The organism is Pseudomonas sp. KBN12P06040 (genome assembly GCF_037574965.1).
Lineage (GTDB): Bacteria > Pseudomonadota > Gammaproteobacteria > Pseudomonadales > Pseudomonadaceae > Pseudomonas > Pseudomonas aeruginosa.
Genome location: NZ_JBBELS010000001.1, coordinates 5,110,073 through 5,130,274, shown reverse-complemented (window position 1 = coordinate 5,130,274; position 20,202 = coordinate 5,110,073). Strand labels below are relative to the sequence as shown.

Genomic DNA, 20,202 nt, shown 5'->3' with positions numbered 1-20,202 from the left:
TCCCAGTGAAGACCACAGCAATGAGCAACCTGCGCCGTTTCAGCCGTCGCCTGGCGGTCGCCGCCCTGGTCCTGCTGCCGTTCGCCGCCGTCCAGGCGGAAGACACGGTGGAACCGAGCGGCTACACGCCGATGGCCGGCGAATCCTTCTTCCTGCTCGCCGACAGCAGCTTCGCCACCGACGAGGAAGCGCGGGTCCGTCTCGAAGCGCCCGGCCGCGACTACCGGCGCTACCGCATGGAGCCCTATGGCGGGGTCGACGTGCGCCTGTACCGGATCGAACAGCCGCTGGAGTTCCTCAAGCGGCAGAAGAACCTGCACCGGGTCCTGGCCGAGGGACAGTTCAAGGGCGAAGGCCTGTCGAACACCCTGGCCTATCTCTGGGACAACTGGTATCGCAAGTCGCGCCGGGTGATGCAGCGCGCCTTCTCCTACGAGTCGCGGCAACAGGTCACCGAGGCGGTGCCCGAGCTGAAGATGGGCAACGCCATGACCGCGCCGACGCCCTACGACGCGCAGCCGCAATACGCGCCGATTCCCGGCCTGCCGCTGGTCAGCCAGTTCCGCTATCCGCTGTGGGACGCCAAGCCCATCGAGCCGCCGCAGGACGTCAAGCTGGCCGGTTCCTCCAGCGAGTTCATCAACGTCGTGCCGGGCAATGTCTACATCCCGCTGGGCAAGCTGAAGCCGGGCCTCTACCTGGTCGAGGCGCTGGTCGGCAAGTACCGCGCCACCACCGTGGTGTTCGTCTCCAACAGCGTGGCGGTGAGCAAGGTCGCCGGCGACGAGCTGCTGGTCTGGACCGCACGCAAGCACGAAGGCACCCCGGTGCCCGACACCAAGGTGCTGTGGACCGACGGCCTGGGCGTGATGAGCAGCGGCAATACCGACGCCGACGGCCTGCTGCGGCTCAAGCACGCCAGTCCGGAGCGCTCCTACGTGATCGGCGAGGACCGCGAGGGTGGGGTCTTCGTCTCCGAGAACTTCTATTACGACAGCGAGATCTACGACACCAAGATCTACGCCTTCACCGACCGCCCGCTGTACCGGCCGGGCGACTGGGTCTCGTTGAAGATGGTCGGCCGCGAGTTCAAGGACGCCCGTCAATCCCAGGCCGCCGCCAGCGCGCCGGTGCGCCTGAGCGTGATCGACGCCAGCGGCACGGTATTGCAAAGCCTGGACCTCCGCTTCGACGCGAAGAGCGGCGCCAATGGCCGCTTCCAACTGCCGGAGAACGCCGTCGCCGGCGGCTACGAGTTGCGCTTCGACTACCGCGGGCAGACCTACAGCAGCGCCTTCCGCGTCGCCGAATACATCAAGCCGCACTTCGAAGTCTCCCTCGACCTGGCCAAGCCGGACTTCAAGACCGCCGAGCCGGTTAAGGGCGAGATCGTCCTGCTCTATCCGGACGGCAAGCCGGTGGCCAACGCGCGCCTGCAACTGAGCCTGCGCGCCCAGCAGTTGTCGATGGTGGACAACGAACTGCAGTATCTCGGCCAGTTCCCGGTGGAACTGAGCAGCACCGAACTGACCACCGACGGCAAGGGCCGCGCCGCCATCGAATTGCCGCCGGCCGAGAAACCCAGTCGCTACATGCTGACCATCTTCGCCAGCGACGGCGCCGCCTACCGGGTCAAGACCAGCAAGGAGATCCTCATCGAGCGCGGTGCCGCGCGCTACCGCCTGAGCGCGCCGCAGCGCTTCAGCGCCGCCGGCGAGAAGGTCGAGTTCAGCTATGCCAGCGAACAGCCGACCCCGCTCAAGCCGAGCAGCTACCAGTGGATCCGCCTGGAGGACCGCGCCACCGACAGCGGTCCGGTCGCCGACGGCCGCTTCGCGCTGGCCTTCGAGCGCCCCGGTACCTATTCCGTGGAGCTGCGCGACGACAAGGGCCAGCTCCTTGGCGCCACCGGCCACTCGGTGAGCGGCGAGGGCGTGAAGTCGGTGCCGGGCACCGTCGAGGTGGTGTTCGACAAGCCCGAGTACCGCACCGGCGAGGAAGCCTCCGCACTGATCACCTTCCCCGAGCCGGTGGAGGATGCACTGTTGTCCCTGGAGCGCGACAAGGTCGAGGCCACCGCCCTGCTGTCCAAGGGCGCCGACTGGCTGCGCCTGGAAAAGCTCAATCCGACCCAGTACCGCGTGCGGATCCCGGTGCGCGAGGAGTTCTCGCCGAACCTGACCTTCTCGGTGCTCTACACCAAGGGCGGCGACTACAGCTTCCAGAACGCCGGGATCAAGGTCGGCATGCCCCAGGTGGAGATCGACATCGCCACCGACAAGGAGCGCTACGAACCGGGCGAGACGGTGACCGTGACCCTGGCCACGCGCTTCGCCGGCAAACCGGTTTCTAGCCACCTGACCGTCAGCGTGGTGGATGAGATGGTCTATGCCCTGCAGGCGGAGATCGCCCCCGGCATCGACCAGTTCTTCTACCATCCGCGGCGCAACAACGTGCGCACCAGCGCCAGCCTGGCCTTCATCAGCTACGACGTGGCGTTGCCCGGCAGCACCAGCGCACCCGGACGGGCGAACCGCAGCGAGCGCGGCGTCAAGGTACTGGAGCGGCCGCGCCGCGAGGATGTCGACACCGCCGCCTGGCAGCCGGAGCTGGTCACCGACGCCCAGGGCAAGGCCAGCTTCAGCTTCCGCATGCCCGACTCGCTGACCCGCTGGCGGATCACCGCACGGGCCATCGACGACAACGGCCAGGTCGGCCAGAAGAAGCAGTTCCTTCGCTCGGAGAAGCCGCTGTACCTGAAATGGAGCGGGCCGACCCGCTTCCGCCAGGGTGACCAGCCCGACCTCGGCCTGTTCGTCTTCAACCAGGGCGAACAGCCGGTCAAGGCCGAGCTGCTCAGCGGGCCGCCTGGCAGCCAGCGCAGCCAGCCCCTGGAGCTGGCCAAGGGAGTCAACTACATTCCGCTGGCGCAACAGCCGCTCAGCGATGGCGACTGGAGCGCCGAGCTGCGCCAGGACGGGCAGGTCCGCGACCGCCTGGCGGTGCGCTTCAACCTGCTGGCCGACGGCTGGCAGGTGGAGCAGGCGCAGAACCTCAGCCTGGCGGCGGCGAGCAACCCGTTGCAACTGCCGGCGGACGCCCGCGACGTACGCCTGCGCCTGGCCGATGGCCCGGCCGCGGCCTACCTGGGCAATCTCGATGATCTGCTGGAGTATCCCTACGGCGGCGTCGAGCAGACCGCCAGCCAACTGCTGCCGCTGAGCATCGCCTATCCGGCGCTGGCCGGCGGCGAGCCGCGGATTCGCGACCGCCTGCGCCTGATCATGCAGAACAGTCGCCTGCGCCTGGTGCAGATGGCTGGCCCGGACGCCTGGTTCGCCTGGTGGGGCGGCGACGTCGATGGCGACGCTTTCCTCACCGCCTACGCCTACTACGCCGATTGGTACGCCAGCCGCGCACTGGAGATCCAACTGCCGGCCGAACACTGGCAGCGCATCCTCGAGCCCTACGCCAAGCAGGCGACGCAGACCCCGCTGCTGCAGCGCGCGCTGATCCTGGCTTTCGCCCGCGACATGCAGTTGCCGGTGAACACCCTGCTCGGCGGCCTGCTCAACGATCTGGCCAACGCCGGCGAAGGGCAGGCGCGCGCGGAGCCGCTGGAGGCCGACGACGGCCTGGTGCTGGGCGACCCGGACTCGGCCGTCGGCCTGGCCGCGGCGCGAGTGCTGGCGGTGGACCTGGCACGGCAACTGCGGGTTGCGGTGCCCGCGCCGCTGGCCGCCCAGGCCGAGACGGCGACGCAGCGCCTGCGTGAGGCCGGCTTGCCGTTCACCGATGCCTTGCTGGCCTCTCGCTCGGCCGTGGATGGCCAGCAGGCCAGCGCTCTGCTGCAACGCCTGGCGCCGGCGCAATCGACCCTGGAACGCGCCCTGGCCCTGACCTGGCTGCAGGGCGCCTTGGCCCAGGCGCCGCAGGGCAAGCTGCCGCAGCCGCCGAAGGACTGGCAGGCGCAGCGCGGTGCTACCGGCGAAACCTACTGGCAATGGCGCGGCCGCGGCATTCCGAGCTGGGTCGACCTGGACGAGGCGCCGGCCCGGCCGTTGCCGGTTGCGCTCAGCTACCGCAGCGCCCAGGCGCCGAGCGGGCAACTGCCGGTGCAGATCAGCCGTCGCCTGCTGCGCCTGGTGCCCGGCGAGGGGGCGTTCGAGTTCAAGGTCGAGGAGGTCGGCGACAAGCCGCTTTCCAGCGACGAACTGTATCTCGACGAAGTGACCCTGACCGTTCCGGAAGACACCGCTCTACGCTACGGCATGCTGGAACTGCCGCTGCCGCCCGGTGCGGATGTCGAGCGCACCACCTGGGGCATCAAGATCAGCGGTCTGGCCGGCGACGAGGCGACCACCCTGGAGCGCGCGCGCAACGAACCGGGCGAGCTGTTCTACGGAGTGCCGGTGGACAGCCTGAGTGGCGAGCAGCGTTTCCGTCACCTGGTGCGTTTCTCCCAGAAAGGCAGCTTCAACCTGCCACCGGCCCGCTACCTGCGTCTCTACGCGCCGGAACAGCAGGCCCTGGAAGCCAAGCCGGCGCTGGCCAAGGTCAAGGTCGAGTGATTGCGTTGCGCGCCTGGCTGGTCCTGCTGTGCGCCGTGCCGTTGCTGCTTCGCGCAGCGGAGGCGCCGGTCCAGCTGGCCTGGCGCACGACCCAGGGCTACGAACTGGTGAGCCTGGATCGCCAGCGGGTGCTCGAGCGCCGGCCGTTGCCGGCCGATTTGCAGGCTCCGCTGGGCAGCCTGTGGAAACTGTTCGTCTTCGCCTGGCTGAGCGACACCGGCCAGGCCGAGCGGCCCTATGCCTGCCAGGGGCGCAGCCGCGAGGAGGTCTACTGCTGCGAGAATGGCCAGACGATCGGTCGTGACCGCGCCCTGGTGCGCTCCTGCGGGCTGTATTTCGAGCCGCAGCGCCTCGCCTTGCGGCCGGAGGCCTGGCGCGACTACTGGCAGGCGCGCCAGGCACCGGCCTGGTTGCTCGATCTGGAACGGCTGCAACCGCAGACGCGGGTGCCGGTTAAGGAGCTTCTGGAACAGTTGCAGCAACTGCCGGCCCAGGGCGAGGCGCGGCGGGTACTGCTCGACGTGGCGTTGCAGGCCGGCGACGGCCATGCCGTGGCCAGCCTTGGCGGCCGCCTGCGGGTGAAGACCTGGAGCTGGCTCGACGACCATGACCCGCAGGCGCGCCAGGGCGGTTTCGCCGGCTGGCTGGTCGATGGAACGCCGCTCTGGCTCGGCGGCCCGGGAACCAGCAAGGTGATCCTGGACCGCTACGCCGAGGTGCTCGGGCGCTTCCTGCCGAGTCCGTGGCCGGCCGATCCGGGCCGTTGCGTGGAAGTGAACCTGTTCAGCCGCTATCCGCTGCGCTCGGTCAGTGATCCCGCCGGCCGCCCGGCCGCCGAAGGCCTGCTGCATGGTCCGCAGCAAGTGCTGTTCGCCAACGGCAATCGCCTGGACATCGCCAGCGCCGGCGACCTCTTCCTGCAACGGGTGGATGGCGTGCCGCGGCTGGTCGCGCGGGTTTCGCGCGAAGAGTACGTGGCGCGGGTGCTGGAGCGCGAAGCCTCGGCGCAGCCGAAGGAAGCCGCTCGCGCGCTGGCGGTGACCATTCGCACCTATCTATTGCAAAACGCCGCGCCGCGCGGCGAATGCCTGTCCATCGATGACAGCAGCCAGCGCCAGCGCGTGGCGCCGCGCCCGGCCAGCGCGCCGACGCGGCGGATCGCCGCCTGGAGCGCCGACCTGGTGCTGGCCGGGGCGACCGTCAACTATCACTCCGACCAGCCTGGTCCGGCGCGCCTGTCCTGGAAGCACGCGGTGGAGCAAGCCGGGCAGGGACTGGGCTACGACAGCATCCTCGCCCAGGCTTTCCCGCGCAGCAGCCTGAGCCGCTGGGACAACCCGGTGGCCGCCTGCCAGCCGTTGCCGGCCGCCGAAGACTGGCTGCGCAAGCAGCGCCGGCAGTGGCGCGAGCGCCTCGACCGAGAGCCCGGCTACGAGGAGATTCCGAGTTTTTCCGTGTGCCGCCTGGCTTCCGGGCGACCCTATGTCGATCGCGAGCGCGAACGCATCTTCGTCCGCGGCCTGTATTCCCTACAGGAACGCCTGGACCTCACCCATGAATACCTGCACCTGGCCTTCCGCGCCCATCCCAGCGGCCAGGACGAAAACTATGTCGAAAGCCTGGCCCGGCGCCTGCTACTGGAATGACTCCATGAACCGAATCTCCCTTGCCGCCCTGCTCAGTTGCCTTCCCCTCGTCGCCTGGGCGGACAACCCCGTGAAACTGGATACGCCGGTCTCCGGCTGGCGTGCCGGCGACGGTTCCGCCGCCAATTACCGGCAGGTGGTGAACTACCCGGCGTCCTCGGTCAACGTCGCCGCCGACCAGGCGACCACCGCGCGCATTCGCGGCGCGATCGAGAGCCAGCCCAAGGAGCGTCCGGCGACGCTGGTGGTGAACGGTGTGAGCATGCCGCTGAAGGTGGACGCCGATGGCAGCTTCGACCGCCCGTTCGCCTTCCCGTCCGGCAGCAACAGCGTCGAGGTGCGCAACGCCGCCGGGCAGTCGCGACGGGTCCAGTTCTATCACGGTGGCGGCGGCGGGGAAGTGCCGGCCAAGCTGCGCGTGCTGCTGTCCTGGGACAGCGACAACACCGACCTCGACCTGCACCTGGTGACCCCGGACGGCGACCATGTCTGGTATGGCAATCGTTCGCTGGCCAACGGCGCGACCCTGGATGTCGACGTCACCACCGGCTACGGCCCGGAAATCATCGCCACGCCGACGCCACAGAAGGGGCCCTACCTGGTCTACGTCAACTACTTTGGCGGTGGCTACGGCAGCAGCGAGGATGGCGCCGAACAGGCCGCCCAGGACCTGACCACGGCGCGCATCACCCTGGTCACCGAAGAGGGCACGCCGAACGAGAAACAGGAAACCTTCCTGGTGCCGATGCGCAAGCCTGGCGAACTGACGCTGGTTAAGCGCTTCAGTTATCCGTAGGCGCCTGCGCTGGCGGATAACGCCTCTGGCGTTATTCGCCGTCGCTCAGGCATCGGCGTTACCAACCGCGTGGCCTGGCGGCGGCGCTCATGCCGCTGCGAATGGCTCCTGGGCTCAGGCGGGCTGTTCGCCCTGCCAGGTATCGATCGCTTCCTGGGCCGCACGGAACGCATCGATCGCCGCCGGCACCCCGGCATAGACCGCGCAGTGCAGCAGTGCCTCGCGGATTTCCTCCACCGTGCAGCCGTTGTTCAGCGCGCCGCGCACGTGCCCCTTGAGTTCCTGCGGGCATTTCAGGGCGGTCAGGGCGGCCAGGGTGATCAGGCTGCGGGTCTTGCGCGGCAGCGCCTCGCGGGCCCAGACCGAGCCCCAGGCATGCTCGTTGACGAAGTCCTGCAATGGCTGGGTGAAGGCGGTGGCGTTGCCCATGGCGCGCTCGACGAAGGCGTCGCCCATGACTTCACGTCGGATCTCCAGGCCGGTCTTGCCTTGTTCGCTCATCGGAAGGTTCCTGTCGTGGGTAGAAGGTGGCTCAATCCAGCGACTCTATCCGAACCGGCGCCACGCCGCTGCGGATCATACCCAGGCCTTCGGCGGCCTTGCGCGATACATCGATGATCCGCCCGCGGCGGAACGGCCCGCGATCGTTGATCCGCACCACCACGCTGCGGCGGTTGTCGAGGTTGGTTACCCGCACGCGGGTACCGAACGGCAACGTGCGGTGGGCAGCGGTCATTGCGTTGGGGTTGTAGCGCTCGCCGCTGGCAGTACGCAGGCCTGCGTGGCGGCTGCCATAGTAGGAGGCTTCGCCGGTATCCGCGGAACCGCTGCCGGCGAGGCTGGAGCAGCCGGCGAGGAACAGGGGCAGGACGGCGAGGGCGAGGCGCGCGGCGGCGGATGGGTTGGGCATGGACAACAGGCTCCTGGCGGACAAGAAGACGCCGGGCGAACCCGGCGTCTGGCTTTGACTCACGCTTCGAGCTTTTTCTTCAGCAACTCGTTCACCTGCTGCGGGTTGGCCTTGCCTTTCGAGGCCTTCATCGCCTGGCCGACGAAGAAGCCGAACATCTTGCCGCGCTTGGCCTCGTCGGCGGCGCGGTACTGCTCGACCTGCTCGGCGTTGGCCGCCAGCACCTCGTCGAGCATCTTCTCGATGGCGCCACTGTCGGTGACCTGCTTCAGGCCCTTGGCCTCGATGATCTGGTCGGCGGAACCCTCGCCGTTGGCCATGGCTTCGAAGACCATCTTGGCGATCTTGCCGGAGATGGTGTTGTCCTTGATGCGCAGGATCATGCCGCCCAGTTGCTCGGCGGACACCGGAGACTGCTCGATCTCCAGGCCGTCTTTGTTGAGCAGGCTGCCCAGCTCGACCATCACCCAGTTGGCCGCCAGCTTGGCGTCGCCGCAGATACCCTGGACCTTCTCGAAGTAGTCGGCCATCTCGCGGCTGGCGGACAGCACGCTGGCATCGTAGGCGGACAGGCTGTACTGGCTCTCGAAGCGTTCGCGCTTCTGCACCGGCAGTTCCGGCAGTTGCTCGCGCAGCTTCGCCAGGTACTCGGGCTCGATGACCACCGGCAGCAGGTCGGGACAGGGGAAGTAACGGTAGTCGTTGGCTTCTTCCTTGCCGCGCATGGAGCGGGTCTCGTCCTTGTTCGGGTCGTACAGGCGGGTTTCCTGGACCACCTTGCCGCCGTCCTCGAGCAGCTCGATCTGGCGCTGGATCTCGTGGTTGATCGCCTTCTCGATGAAGCGGAAGGAGTTGACGTTCTTGATCTCGGCGCGGGTGCCGAATTCGGCCTGGCCCTTCGGTCGCACCGAGACGTTGCAGTCGCAGCGCAGCGAGCCCTCGGCCATGTTGCCGTCGCAGATGCCCAGGTAGCGCACCAGGGCGTGGATCGCCTTGACGTAGGCCACGGCTTCCTTGGCGCTGCGGATGTCCGGCTCGGAAACGATCTCCAGCAACGGCGTGCCGGCGCGGTTCAGGTCGATGCCGCTCATGCCCTGGAAGTCTTCGTGCAGGCTCTTGCCGGCGTCCTCCTCCAGGTGCGCGCGGGTGATGCCGATGCGCTTGGTGGTGCCGTCTTCCAGGGTGATGTCGAGGTGGCCCTTGCCGACGATGGGATGGTCCATCTGGCTGGTCTGGTAGCCCTTCGGCAGGTCAGGGTAGAAGTAGTTCTTGCGGGCGAACACGTTCTGCCGGTCGATCCGTGCGTCGATCGCCAGGCCGAACAGGCAGGCCATGCGTACGGCCTCCTCGTTGAGCACCGGCAGGGTGCCCGGCATGGCCAGGTCGACCAGGCTGGCTTGGGTATTCGGCGCGGCGCCGAAGGCGGTCGAGCTGCCGGAGAAGATCTTCGATTGGGTGGCGAGCTGTGCGTGGATTTCCAGCCCGATCACGGTTTCCCATTGCATGTGGTGTTCCTCAATCCTTCTGTGCCTGCGCAGTCCCGCTGCCGACCCTGCGGGTCGCCCTCTCCGCGCCGGGAGAGGGGAGGGGACTGCGTGGCGTTGCCATGGCTTAGAAGCCGGCCGGGGTGCGGGTGTGCCAGTCGCTGACCTGCTGGTACTGGTGCGCGACGTTGAGCAGGCGACCCTCCTGGAAGTAGGGCGCGAGCAACTGGACACCCACCGGCAGGCCGTCGACGAAGCCGGCGGGCATGGACAGCCCCGGCAGGCCGGCGAGGTTGGCGGTGATGGTGTAGATGTCTTCCAGGTACTGGGAAACCGGGTCGTCGTTCTTCTCGCCGATCTTCCAGGCCGGGTTCGGCGTGGTCGGGCCGAGGATCACGTCCACTTCGGCAAAGGCGCTGACGAAGTCGTTCTTGATCAGCCGGCGAATCTTCTGAGCCTGCAGGTAATAGGCATCGTAGTAGCCGGCCGACAGTGCGTAGGTGCCGACCATGATGCGGTTCTTCACTTCGCTGCCGAAGCCTTCCGCGCGCGAGCGCTTGTACAGGTCTTCCAGGTTCTGCGGGGCGTCGCAACGATAGCCATAGCGCACGCCGTCGAAGCGCGACAGGTTGGAGGACGCCTCGGCCGGCGCGATCACGTAGTAGGCCGGGATGGCGTGCTGCATGTTCGGCAGGGAAATGTCCTTCACCGTGGCGCCGAGCGTCTTCAGCTCCTCGACCACGGCCAGCACCGCGTCGGCGATGCGGCTGTCGAGGCCGGCGCCGAAGTATTCCCGCGGCAGGCCGATGCGCAGGCCGCTCAGCGGCTTCTGCAGGGCGGCCAGGTAGTCGTCCACTGGCTGTTCGACGCTGGTCGAGTCCTTCGGATCGAATCCGGCCATCACCCCCAGCATCAGCGCGCAGTCCTCGGCGGTGCGCGCCAGCGGGCCGCCCTGGTCGAGGCTGGAGGCGTAGGCGATCATGCCCCAGCGGGAAACCCGGCCGTAGGTCGGCTTGATCCCGGTGAGGTTGGTCAGCGCCGCCGGCTGGCGGATCGAGCCGCCGGTATCGGTGCCGGTGGCGGCCGGCAGCAGGCGCGCGGCGACTGCCGCGGCGGAGCCGCCGGAGGAGCCGCCAGGCACGCGGTCGAGGCTCCAGGGGTTGTTCACCGCGCCGTAGTGGCTGGACTGGTTCGACGAGCCCATGGCGAATTCGTCCATGTTCAGCTTGCCGAGGGTAACGGCGCCGGCGGCGGCGAGCTTCTCGACCACGGTGGCGTCGTAGGGCGAGACGAAGTTGTCGAGCATCTTCGAACCGCAGCTGGTGCGTACGCCCTGGGTGCAGAACAGGTCCTTGTGGGCGATCGGCGCGCCGAGCAGGGCGCCGTTCTCGCCGTTGGCGCGCCGTTCGTCGGCTGCCTTGGCCTGGGCGATGGCCAGGTCGTCGGTGATGCTGATGAAGCTGTTGAGCTGGGGATCCAGCTGCCGGATGCGACCGAGCAGGGTGCGGGTCAGCTCTTCGGCGGAAAATTGCTTGTCGGCGAGGGCGCGGGCGATCTCGGCGAGGGTCAATTGATGCAGCATGTGTCCGCGTCCTTATTACTCGATGACTTTCGGAACCAGGTACAGACCTTCTTCCACGGCGGGGGCGATGGTCTGGTAGGCGTCGCGGTGATCGGTCTCGGTGACCGCGTCCGGACGCAGGCGCTGGGTGGCTTCCAGCGGGTGGGCAAGCGGTTCGACGCCGCTGGTGTCGACCGCCTGCATCTGGTCGATCAGGCCGAGGATGTTGTTCAGGGTCTCGGTGGTGCGCGGAAGATCGGCCTCGCTCAGGCCCAGGCGGGCGAGATGGGCGATTTTTTCCACGTCGGAGCGTTCAAGCGCCATCGGGAGTCTCCAGCAAAAGCGGCCTTGGAAGGGCGGCGGGGCGCCATGCGTTATATAAGGCAGGGAACGGATGCCGCGGTCGGCGGTCTAATTCCGCCTGGACGGGCCTTGTGGGGCCGGGAAAAGCCTGCAATTTAGCATATTGCCCGCCTTGCCCAAAATCCCCGTCGTTGTTAGAGTTTGCCGCACTTTTTTACCCGCGTATTTTTCACCCACGCTTCGCCTAGGGTTTCTTTCCCATGTTCAAAAAATTGCGTGGCATGTTTTCCAGCGATCTGTCGATCGACCTGGGTACTGCCAATACCCTTATTTATGTGCGCGAGCGCGGCATCGTCCTGAACGAACCGTCCGTGGTCGCCATTCGCAGCCATGGCAGCCAGAAGAGCGTCGTCGCCGTGGGCACCGAGGCCAAGCGCATGCTCGGCCGTACCCCGGGCAACATCGCCGCCATCCGTCCGATGAAAGACGGCGTGATCGCGGATTTCAGCGTCTGCGAGAAGATGCTGCAGTACTTCATCAACAAGGTCCACGAGAACAGCTTCCTGCAGCCCAGCCCGCGCGTGCTGATCTGCGTACCGTGCAAGTCCACCCAGGTTGAGCGCCGGGCCATCCGCGAATCCGCCCTGGGCGCCGGCGCCCGCGAGGTGTTCCTGATCGAAGAGCCGATGGCTGCCGCCATCGGCGCCGGCCTGCCGGTCGAGGAGGCCCGCGGCTCGATGGTCGTAGACATCGGCGGCGGCACTACCGAGATCGCCCTGATTTCCCTCAACGGCGTGGTCTACGCCGAATCCGTCCGCGTCGGTGGCGACCGCTTCGACGAAGCCATCGTCACCTACGTGCGCCGCAACTACGGCAGCCTGATCGGCGAATCCACCGCCGAGCGCATCAAGCAGGAGATCGGCACCGCCTTCCCGGGCGGCGACGTTCGCGAAGTCGACGTCCGCGGCCGTAACCTGGCCGAAGGCGTACCGCGCAGCTTCACCCTGAACTCCAACGAGGTCCTCGAGGCCCTGCAGGAGTCCCTGGCGACCATCGTCCAGGCGGTCAAGAGCGCCCTCGAGCAATCGCCGCCGGAGCTGGCCTCGGATATCGCCGAGCGCGGCCTGGTGCTGACCGGCGGTGGCGCGCTGCTGCGCGACCTGGACAAGCTGCTGGCACAGGAAACCGGCCTGCCGGTGATCGTCGCCGAGGAGCCGCTGACCTGCGTGGCTCGCGGCGGTGGCCGCGCGCTGGAGATGATGGACCGCCACTCCATGGACCTGCTCTCCACCGAGTAAGGTGGCGAGCATCGTCGCCTAGGAGCGGATCATCAAACCGCTATTCTCCAAAGGCCCGTCGCTGGGCGTTCGCCTGTTGGTGCTGGCCGTGCTGTCGGTCAGCCTGATGGTGGTGGACGCCCGGTTCGACTATCTGGAGCCCGTCCGCAGCAAGCTGGGGATGGTGCTCACGCCTTTCTACGGCCTGGCGGAAATGCCGGTGCGCGCCTGGGAAGGCGTGCGCGACCAGTTCAGCAGCCGTAGCGAGCTGATCGCCGAGAACGAACGCCTCAAGGCCGAGTCCCTGCTGATGCAGCGCCGGGTGCAGAAACTCGCCGCGCTCACCGAGCAGAACGTGCGCCTGCGCGAGCTGCTCAATTCCGCCGCGCTGGTCGACGACAAGGTACTGGTCAGCGAGCTGATCGGCGTCGATCCGAACCCCTTCACCCAACGCATCATGATCGACAAGGGCGAGAACGACGGCGTCTTCGTCGGCCAGCCGGTGCTCGATGCCAGCGGCCTGATGGGCCAGGTGGTCGAGGTGATGCCCTATACCGCGCGGGTCCTGCTGCTCACCGACACCACCCACAGTATCCCGGTGCAGGTCAATCGCAACGGCCTGCGCGCCATCGCCGTCGGCACCGGCAATCCCGAGCGCCTGGAATTGCGCTACGTCGCCGACACCGCCGACATCAAGGAAGGCGACCTACTGGTCAGCTCCGGCCTGGGGCAACGCTTCCCCGCCGGCTATCCGGTGGCCACGGTCAAGGAAGTGATCCACGATTCCGGCCAGCCGTTCGCCGTGGTGCGCGCGGTGCCGACCGCGAAGATGAACCGTAGCCGCTACGTGCTGCTGGTGTTCAGCGACAGCCGCACCCCGGAACAGCGCGCCAACGACGCCGCCGAGGCCCAGGAAGAGGCGGACAAGAAAGCCGCCGCCGGCGCCCAGGCGCCCCAGCCTGCCGCGCAACCGGCCGCCGCGCCGTCGCCGGCCACCCCGGCAGCCCAGGGCGCTGCGCAGCAGCCCGCCGCCGCGCCCGCGCCAGCTCCCACGCAGCCTGCCGCTCCGGCGGCGAACGGGGGGCGCCGCTGATGGCTCGCGCGACTCAAGGTTCGAACAATGTCTGGGTGATCTGGCTGAGCCTGCTGGTCGGGCTAGTGCTGGCCGTAGCGCCGATGCCTACCTTCACCGAGATCGGCCGCCCGCTGTGGCTGGCGATGCTGCTGACCTACTGGGTGTTGCTGCTGCCCGAGCGCGTCGGGATGGTCACCGCCTGGCTGCTCGGCCTGGCCCAGGACGTGCTCTACGGCAACCTGCTCGGGCAGAACGCGCTGATCCTCGGCCTGATCACCTTCCTCGTGCTGTCCCTGCACCAGCGCCTGCGCATGTTCCCGGCCTGGCAGCAGTGCCTGGTGCTGGTGGTGGTCTACGGCCTGGCGCAGCTGCTCCAGCTCTGGCTCAACGCCCTGACCGGCAATCGTCCGCCGACCCTGACCTTCCTGCTCCCGGCCCTGGTCAGCGCGCTGCTCTGGCCCTGGGTGTACGCCCTGCTGCAGTTCGTCCGCCTGCGTCTCAACGTGAGGTAGGTCCGCTTCGCAGCTATGCTGCGGCGGATATCGTCATTCTTCGAAACGGGTGATCGGCGCATCGCCCGACGCGTTTCCCGGGAGCCTCCATGCCGTCGCTGTATCTCGCCTCCGCCTCGCCCCGTCGCCGTGAACTGCTGACCCAGATCGGCGTGCCGCTGTCCGTGCTCGCCACCGCTATCGACGAGTCCCCCTTGCCGAACGAAGCGCCCGCCGCCTACGTCGAGCGCCTGGCGCGCGGCAAGGCGGCCGCCGGGCTGGCTATGCTGGAAGGGCGCGGCGAGGACGGTTGTGTCCTGGGCGCGGATACCTCGGTGGTGATCGACGGGCGAATTCTCGGCAAGCCCGTGGACCAGGCCGACGGGCTGGCCATGCTGGCTGCGCTGTCCGGGCGCGAACACCAGGTTCTCACCGCCGTGGCCCTGGCCGCCGCTGGCGGCGTCGAGGCGCGGGTGGTGGAGTGCCGGGTGCGCTTCCGCCAGGTCGCTCCGGAAGAAGCGCTGCGCTACTGGCAGAGCGGCGAGCCGGCGGACAAGGCAGGCGGATATGCGATCCAGGGCCTCGGGGCGATATTCGTCAGTCGCATCGAAGGCAGTTACAGTGCGGTGGTCGGGCTGCCTTTGTGTGAAACTGCGGAACTGTTGAGGGAATTCGGCATCCCTTGCTGGCAGCCCGTGGGTGGCAACCCGCCGTAACGCCTAACGCGCCGAAATAAGGACAGTGGACGCATGAGCGAAGAGATCCTGATCAATATCACGCCGATGGAGTCGCGCGTGGCGGTGGTGGAAAACGGCGTCCTGCAGGAAGTGCATGTCGAACGCACCCAGCGGCGCGGCATCGTCGGCAATATCTACAAGGGGCGGGTGGTACGGGTACTGCCGGGGATGCAGGCGGCGTTCGTCGACATCGGCCTGGAACGTGCGGCGTTCATCCATGCCGCCGAGATATCCAATCGCGAAGGCAGCGCCGTGGAAAGCATCAGTGCCCTGGTCCATGAGGGGCAGGCGCTGGTGGTGCAGGTGACCAAGGATCCGATCGGCACCAAGGGCGCACGGCTGACCACCCACCTGTCGATTCCTTCGCGCTATCTGGTGTACATGCCGCGCACCAGCCATGTCGGGATATCCCTGCGGATCGAGGACGAAGTCGAGCGCGAGCGCCTGAAGAAGGTGGTGGCCGACTGCGTGGCGGCGGAAGGCATCGAGGGACAGGGCGGCTTCATCCTGCGCACCGCCGCGGAAGGTGCGGGCGAGGACGAGATTCTCGCCGACATCCGCTACCTTCGCCGGCTATGGGACCAGATCGCCGCGCAGATCCAGACCGTCGGTGCGCCTTCGGTGATCTACGAAGACCTGTCCCTGGCGATCCGTACCCTGCGCGACCTGGTGAACCCGCGGATCGAGAAGATCCGCATCGACTCGCGAGAGAACTTCCAGAAGATCACTTCCTTCGTCGAAGAATTGATGCCGGAGATTTCCGATCGCCTCGAACACTACCCGGGCGAGCGACCGATCTTCGATCTCTACGGCGTCGAGGACGAAATCCAGAAAGCCCTGGAGCGCAAGGTACTGCTGAAGTCCGGCGGCTACCTGATCGTCGATCCGACCGAGGCGATGACCACCATCGACGTGAACACCGGCGCCTTCGTCGGCCATCGCAACCTCGAGGAAACCATCTTCAAGACCAACCTCGAGGCGGCCACCGCGATCGCCCGCCAACTGCGCCTGCGCAACCTGGGCGGGATCATCATCATCGACTTCATCGACATGGAGGACGAGGAGCATCGCCGGCAGGTCCTGCGCACCCTGGAGAAGCAACTGGAGCGCGACCACGCGAAGACCAACATCATCGGCATCACCGAGTTGGGCCTGGTGCAGATGACCCGCAAACGCACCCGCGAAAGCCTGGTGCAGATCCTCTGCGAGCCGTGCCCCTGCTGCCAGGGACGCGGCATGCTGAAGACTGCGGAAACCACCTGCTACGAGATTTTCCGCGAGATTCTCCGCGAGGCGCGTGCCTACCAGGCCGACTCCTACCTGGTGCTGGCCAACCAGAAGGTGGTGGACCGGCTGCTCGACGAGGAGTCGGGCAACGTCGCCGATCTCGAGGCGTTCATCGGCCGCACCATCAAGTTCCAGGTCGAGGCGATGTACTCGCAGGAGCAATATGACGTGGTCCTGCTCTGAGGCGTATGGCTGAAATGGCGGATGTGGGAAGCCTCGGAACGCGACTGCTACGGATCGTCCTGGGTCTGTGCGCCCTGGTACTGGTGCTGCTGGCGCTGTACGTCAGCCTTGGCCGGCAACTGGTGCCGCTGGTGGCCGAATACCGCCAGCAGCTGGAGGACGAAGCTGGCAAGCAACTCGGCATACCGGTGCGGATTGCCGAGCTGACGGGCTCCTGGCGCGGCTTCGAGCCTCTGGTGGTGGCGCGCGACATCCAGGTCGGCGACGGCGAACAGAGTCTGCGCCTGGCGCGGGTGCGGCTGGCGCCGGACCTGCTCGGCAGCCTGCTGGCGCGCCAGGTGCGGATCGGCAGCCTGGAGCTGGAGGGACTCAAGCTGACCCTGCGCGAAGGCGAGGATGGCCAGTGGAGCCTGGATGGCCTGCCGCACAGTGACAAGCCCAGCGATCCCCGGAAGCTCCTGCAATTCCTGCTGCAGACCCAACGCATCTCGCTGCTGGACAGTCAACTGGAGGTGGCGCCGCGGGGAAGCGCAGCGTTGTCGCTCAGCGCGGTCGGCGCGACCCTGCGCAGTTCATCGGTTGGTGGGCAGAGTCTCGATGCCCGCCTGCAACTGCCGGACGGCCAACCTCTGGCGCTGCACGCCGAAGGGCGGATCGACAGCGAGGACTGGCCGCGCAGCAGCGCCAGGTTCTATCTCAGCCTGCCGCAGAGCGACTGGGCGCAATGGTTGCCGGCCGGTCTGACCCAGGAATGGAAGATCGCCCGGGCCAAGGCCGGCGGCGACTTCTGGTTCGACTGGCGCGACGGCAAGGCGCAACGGCTGGTGGCACGGCTGCTGGCGCCGCAGTTGAAGGCCTCGTATGCCGCGCGCAAGCCGGTGGAAATCAACGACCTGGGCATGAACCTGTTCTTCGATCGCGAAGCGCAGGGCTGGAAGGTTCGGGTCGGCGACCTGGCGGCGAATTTCGGCGAGCAGCGCTGGGGCGAGGTGGAGTTGCTGTTGCGTCGCGACCAGCAGAACAACGAGCCACACTGGAAGCTGCAGGCCGACCGCGTCGACCTGACGCCCCTGGTGCCGGCGATAGAAGCGCTGGCGCCGCTGCCGGACGCGGCGGCGGAGTGGGTGGTGGGCCTGAAGCCGAAGGGCATCCTGCACAACCTGAACGCCGATTTCTGGCCGCAGCGAGAGGTGCCCGAGCGGGTCAGCTACGCAACCAACCTGGAAAAGGTCGGTATCTCGGCGTTCCATGAGGTCCCGGCGGTGGAAAACGTCAGCGGCACCTTGACCGGCACCCTGGCCGGAGGCCAGCTCGACGCATCGGCGCAGGATTTCATGCTGCACCTGGCCAAGGTATTTCCCGAGCCGTGGCGCTACCGCGAGGCTCGCACGCGGATGTTCTGGAGCCTGGACGACCGCGCCTTCACCCTCGGCAGCCATCTGATGCGGGTCGAGGGCGAGGAGGGCCGCCTGGCCGGCGACATGCTGATCCGCCTGATGCGCGATCCCGGCGCTGAAGACTACATGGACCTGCAGGTCGGCCTCAGCGACGGCGACGCGCGCTTCACCGCCAAGTACCTGCCGACCCAGTTGCCGGGAATGAACAAAAGCCTGGCGAACTGGTTGAAGACGGCGATCCGCAGTGGCCATGTCGAGCAGGGCTACTTCCAGTGGCAGGGCTCGCTGAACCGCGGCGCGGCGGCCGAAGCCCACGTCATGAACCTCTACTTCAAGGTTCGCGACGGCGAGCTGGCCTACCAGCCCGGCTGGCCCGCCCTGAGCAAAACGGTCGGCGAGGTGTTCGTCGAGGATTCCGGAGTCCGCGTGCTGGCCTCCAGCGGGAATCTGCTGAATTCCCGGGTCAGCGACGTCAAGGTCGACATACCTCTCGGCCGGCCGGGACAGACGCCGCACCTGTATGTGGATGGCGCCGTCGACAGTAACCTGAAGGACGGCATCAAGCTGCTCCAGGAAGCGCCGATCCCGACCCGCAAGATCTTCGCCGGCTGGGAGGGCGACGGGCCCTTGCAGGGCCACCTGAAGCTGGATATTCCACTGGACCACGACGAGGCCGGCAAGACCGGGGTGGTCGTGGATTTCTCCACCGTGGGCGCGACCCTGAAGATGCCCAGTCCGAAGCTGGATATGAGCGAAGTGAAGGGCGACTTCCGTTTCGACCTGGCCAAGGGCCTGAGCGCCCCGGCGGTGCAGGCCCGGGTGCTGGGCAGCGAGGTACGCGGGCGGATCGTCGCCGAGGGGCGCGGCGATGCGCGCACGCGCTTGCTGCTCAACGGCCAGGTGGCGGTCAAGTCGCTGAGCGACTGGCTCGGCGCTGGCCAGCGTCCGTTACCGGTCTCGGGACGCCTGCCGTTCCAGCTCAACCTGCTGCTGGATGGCAAGGACAGCCAGTTGCAGATCGATTCGGATCTCAAGGGCGCCGTCGTCGACCTGCCGGCGCCGTTCGGCAAGACGGCCGCCCAGGCGCGGCCGACCCAATGGCGGATGACCCTGGATGGCGCCGAACGGCGTTACTGGGCGCGTTACGACGGCCTCGCCAGCTTGGCCTATGCGGCCCCGGCGGACAAGCCGCTGAACGGACGCGGCGCCCTGCGCCTGGGCGGTGACCCGGCGTTGCTGCCCTCGGCACAGGGGCTGCGGGTGCGCGGGCGTCTGGCGGAACTGGACTGGGACGCCTGGCAGGCCACCCTGAAGCGCTACGGCAATGGCGACCAGGCTGCCAGTAGCGCTGCGGGCCTGCTGCGCGGCGCCGACCTGCGCATCGACAGCTTCAAGGGCTTCGGCCAGGAGCTGAAGAACCTGACCGTCGACCTGGCCCGCCAGGAGCGGGCCTGGCAACTGGTGCTGGTCAGCGACCTCGCATCGGGGCGTCTGGTCTTGCCGGATGCCAGGGGCGCGCCGATCGTGGTCGATCTGGACCGCCTGAACCTGCCGAAGTCGACCCTTCCCGACGAGAACAAGGTGGAGGATTCGGACCCGCTGGCCGCCGTCGATCCGCGCAGCCTGCCGGCGGTAGACGTGAAGATCGGCCAGGTCGCCCTCGGCGGCCAGCCGCTGGGCGCCTGGAGCCTGAAGGTACGGCCGGGCAGCAACGGCGTGGCGTTCAACGACCTGGACCTCGACCTGCGTGGCCTGCACGTCAATGGCAGCCTGCGCTGGGACGGCAGTCCGGGCAATACCCGCAGCACCTACCAGGGACGGATCGAGGGCAAGAACCTGGCGGATGTGCTCAAGGCCTGGAATTTCGCGCCGAGCGCCACCAGCGAACGTTTCCGCATGGATATCAACGGCCAGTGGCCGGGATCGCCGGCCTACATGGCTCTGAAGCGCTTCAGCGGCAGCATGGATGCATCGCTGCGCAAGGGGCAGTTCGTCGAGGTCGAAGGCAGCGCCCAGGCGCTGCGAGTGTTCGGCCTGCTCAATTTCAACGCGATCAACCGCCGGCTGCGCCTGGACTTCTCGGACATCCTCGGCAAGGGACTGAGCTATGACCGGGTGAAGGGGGTTCTCTCCGCCACCGACGGCGTCTACATCACCCGCGAGCCGCTGAAGCTGGAAGGGCCGTCGAGCAACCTGGAGTTGAACGGTACCCTGGACCTGGCTCACGATCGGGTCGACGCCAAGCTGCTGGTGACCTTGCCATTGACCAACAACCTGACCCTGGCGGCACTGATAGTCGGCGGTCCGGCGGTCGGTGGCGCGGTCTTCGTCGTCGACAAGCTGCTCGGCGACCGGGTCTCGCGCTTCGCCAGCGTGCAATACAGCGTCAAGGGCCCCTGGCAGGATCCGAAGATCAGCTTCGACAAGCCATTCGAGAAGCCCCGCTGAGCGGCGCCCGGTGCCGCGACGCGGCGCTTTCGTCCG

The 20,202-nt window shown here is 67.5% G+C and carries 14 protein-coding genes; 9 read left to right on the top strand and 5 right to left on the bottom strand.

From position 1 onward, the window contains the following. Window positions 1–20: 20 nt before the first annotated feature. From magD to VQ067_RS24170, 3 genes are read left to right on the top strand one after another with little or no spacing between them, the layout of a single operon-like run. Window positions 21–4,571 carry an alpha-2-macroglobulin MagD gene (gene magD, locus VQ067_RS24180; RefSeq protein WP_033990676.1) on the top strand — a complete coding sequence of 1,517 codons (4,551 nt, stop codon included), beginning with the start codon at window positions 21–23 and terminating at the stop codon, window positions 4,569–4,571. Further along, window positions 4,568–6,217: a YfaQ family protein gene (locus VQ067_RS24175; protein ID WP_074241096.1), complete on the top strand. Its 1,650-nt coding sequence runs from the start codon at window positions 4,568–4,570 to the stop codon at window positions 6,215–6,217. The genes magD and VQ067_RS24175 overlap by 4 nt, the downstream gene beginning before the upstream one ends. Before the next feature lie 4 nt (window positions 6,218–6,221). Further along, entirely contained in the window at window positions 6,222–7,013 is a 792-nt protein-coding gene (locus VQ067_RS24170; RefSeq protein ID WP_023980545.1) for a YfaP family protein, read from the top strand. A gap of 114 nt (window positions 7,014–7,127) precedes the next feature. Here VQ067_RS24170 and VQ067_RS24165 read toward each other — a convergent pair whose 3' ends face one another. The 5 genes from VQ067_RS24165 to gatC form a co-directional block, all read right to left on the bottom strand. Next, complete coding sequence (locus VQ067_RS24165) at window positions 7,128–7,514, bottom strand: carboxymuconolactone decarboxylase family protein (RefSeq protein ID WP_003094405.1); 387 nt, start codon at window positions 7,512–7,514, stop codon at window positions 7,128–7,130. 31 nt (window positions 7,515–7,545) lie between these two features. Further along, window positions 7,546–7,923 carry a septal ring lytic transglycosylase RlpA family protein gene (locus VQ067_RS24160; RefSeq protein WP_003094403.1) on the bottom strand — a complete coding sequence of 126 codons (378 nt, stop codon included), beginning with the start codon at window positions 7,921–7,923 and terminating at the stop codon, window positions 7,546–7,548. A gap of 59 nt (window positions 7,924–7,982) precedes the next feature. Continuing rightward, window positions 7,983–9,443: an Asp-tRNA(Asn)/Glu-tRNA(Gln) amidotransferase subunit GatB gene (gene gatB, locus VQ067_RS24155; RefSeq protein ID WP_224754179.1), complete on the bottom strand. Its 1,461-nt coding sequence runs from the start codon at window positions 9,441–9,443 to the stop codon at window positions 7,983–7,985. Between the two features lie 91 nt (window positions 9,444–9,534). Continuing rightward, window positions 9,535–10,989, bottom strand: a complete 1,455-nt coding sequence (gene gatA / locus VQ067_RS24150; protein WP_003094399.1) for an Asp-tRNA(Asn)/Glu-tRNA(Gln) amidotransferase subunit GatA — start codon at window positions 10,987–10,989, stop codon at window positions 9,535–9,537. A gap of 15 nt (window positions 10,990–11,004) precedes the next feature. Then, a complete protein-coding gene (gene gatC / locus VQ067_RS24145; protein ID WP_003094397.1) occupies window positions 11,005–11,292 on the bottom strand; it encodes an Asp-tRNA(Asn)/Glu-tRNA(Gln) amidotransferase subunit GatC in 288 nt (95 codons plus the stop codon). 239 nt (window positions 11,293–11,531) lie between these two features. Between gatC and mreB the strand changes: the two genes are divergently transcribed. The 6 genes from mreB to VQ067_RS24115 all read left to right on the top strand — a co-directional run bounded on the left by mreB (window position 11,532) and on the right by VQ067_RS24115 (window position 20,166). Beyond that, window positions 11,532–12,569 (top strand): rod shape-determining protein MreB, encoded by a 1,038-nt coding sequence (gene mreB, locus VQ067_RS24140; RefSeq protein ID WP_003094393.1) that lies wholly within the window; start codon window positions 11,532–11,534, stop codon window positions 12,567–12,569. 31 nt (window positions 12,570–12,600) lie between these two features. Then, window positions 12,601–13,641 (top strand): rod shape-determining protein MreC, encoded by a 1,041-nt coding sequence (gene mreC, locus VQ067_RS24135; RefSeq protein WP_071533941.1) that lies wholly within the window; start codon window positions 12,601–12,603, stop codon window positions 13,639–13,641. Beyond that, the gene (gene mreD, locus VQ067_RS24130; protein WP_003094389.1) at window positions 13,641–14,135 is read left to right on the top strand and encodes a rod shape-determining protein MreD; all 495 of its coding nucleotides are present in this window, start codon (window positions 13,641–13,643) and stop codon (window positions 14,133–14,135) included. Before mreC ends, mreD begins: the two co-directional genes overlap by 1 nt. 89 nt (window positions 14,136–14,224) lie before the next feature. Beyond that, a complete protein-coding gene (locus VQ067_RS24125; RefSeq protein ID WP_003145924.1) occupies window positions 14,225–14,830 on the top strand; it encodes a Maf family protein in 606 nt (201 codons plus the stop codon). A 33-nt stretch (window positions 14,831–14,863) separates the two neighbouring features. Next, window positions 14,864–16,321: a ribonuclease G gene (rng, locus tag VQ067_RS24120; protein ID WP_003094386.1), complete on the top strand. Its 1,458-nt coding sequence runs from the start codon at window positions 14,864–14,866 to the stop codon at window positions 16,319–16,321. 14 nt (window positions 16,322–16,335) lie between these two features. Beyond that, window positions 16,336–20,166, top strand: coding sequence for a YhdP family protein (locus VQ067_RS24115; RefSeq protein ID WP_033990685.1), 3,831 nt, complete (start codon window positions 16,336–16,338; stop codon window positions 20,164–20,166). Window positions 20,167–20,202 lie beyond the last annotated feature (36 nt).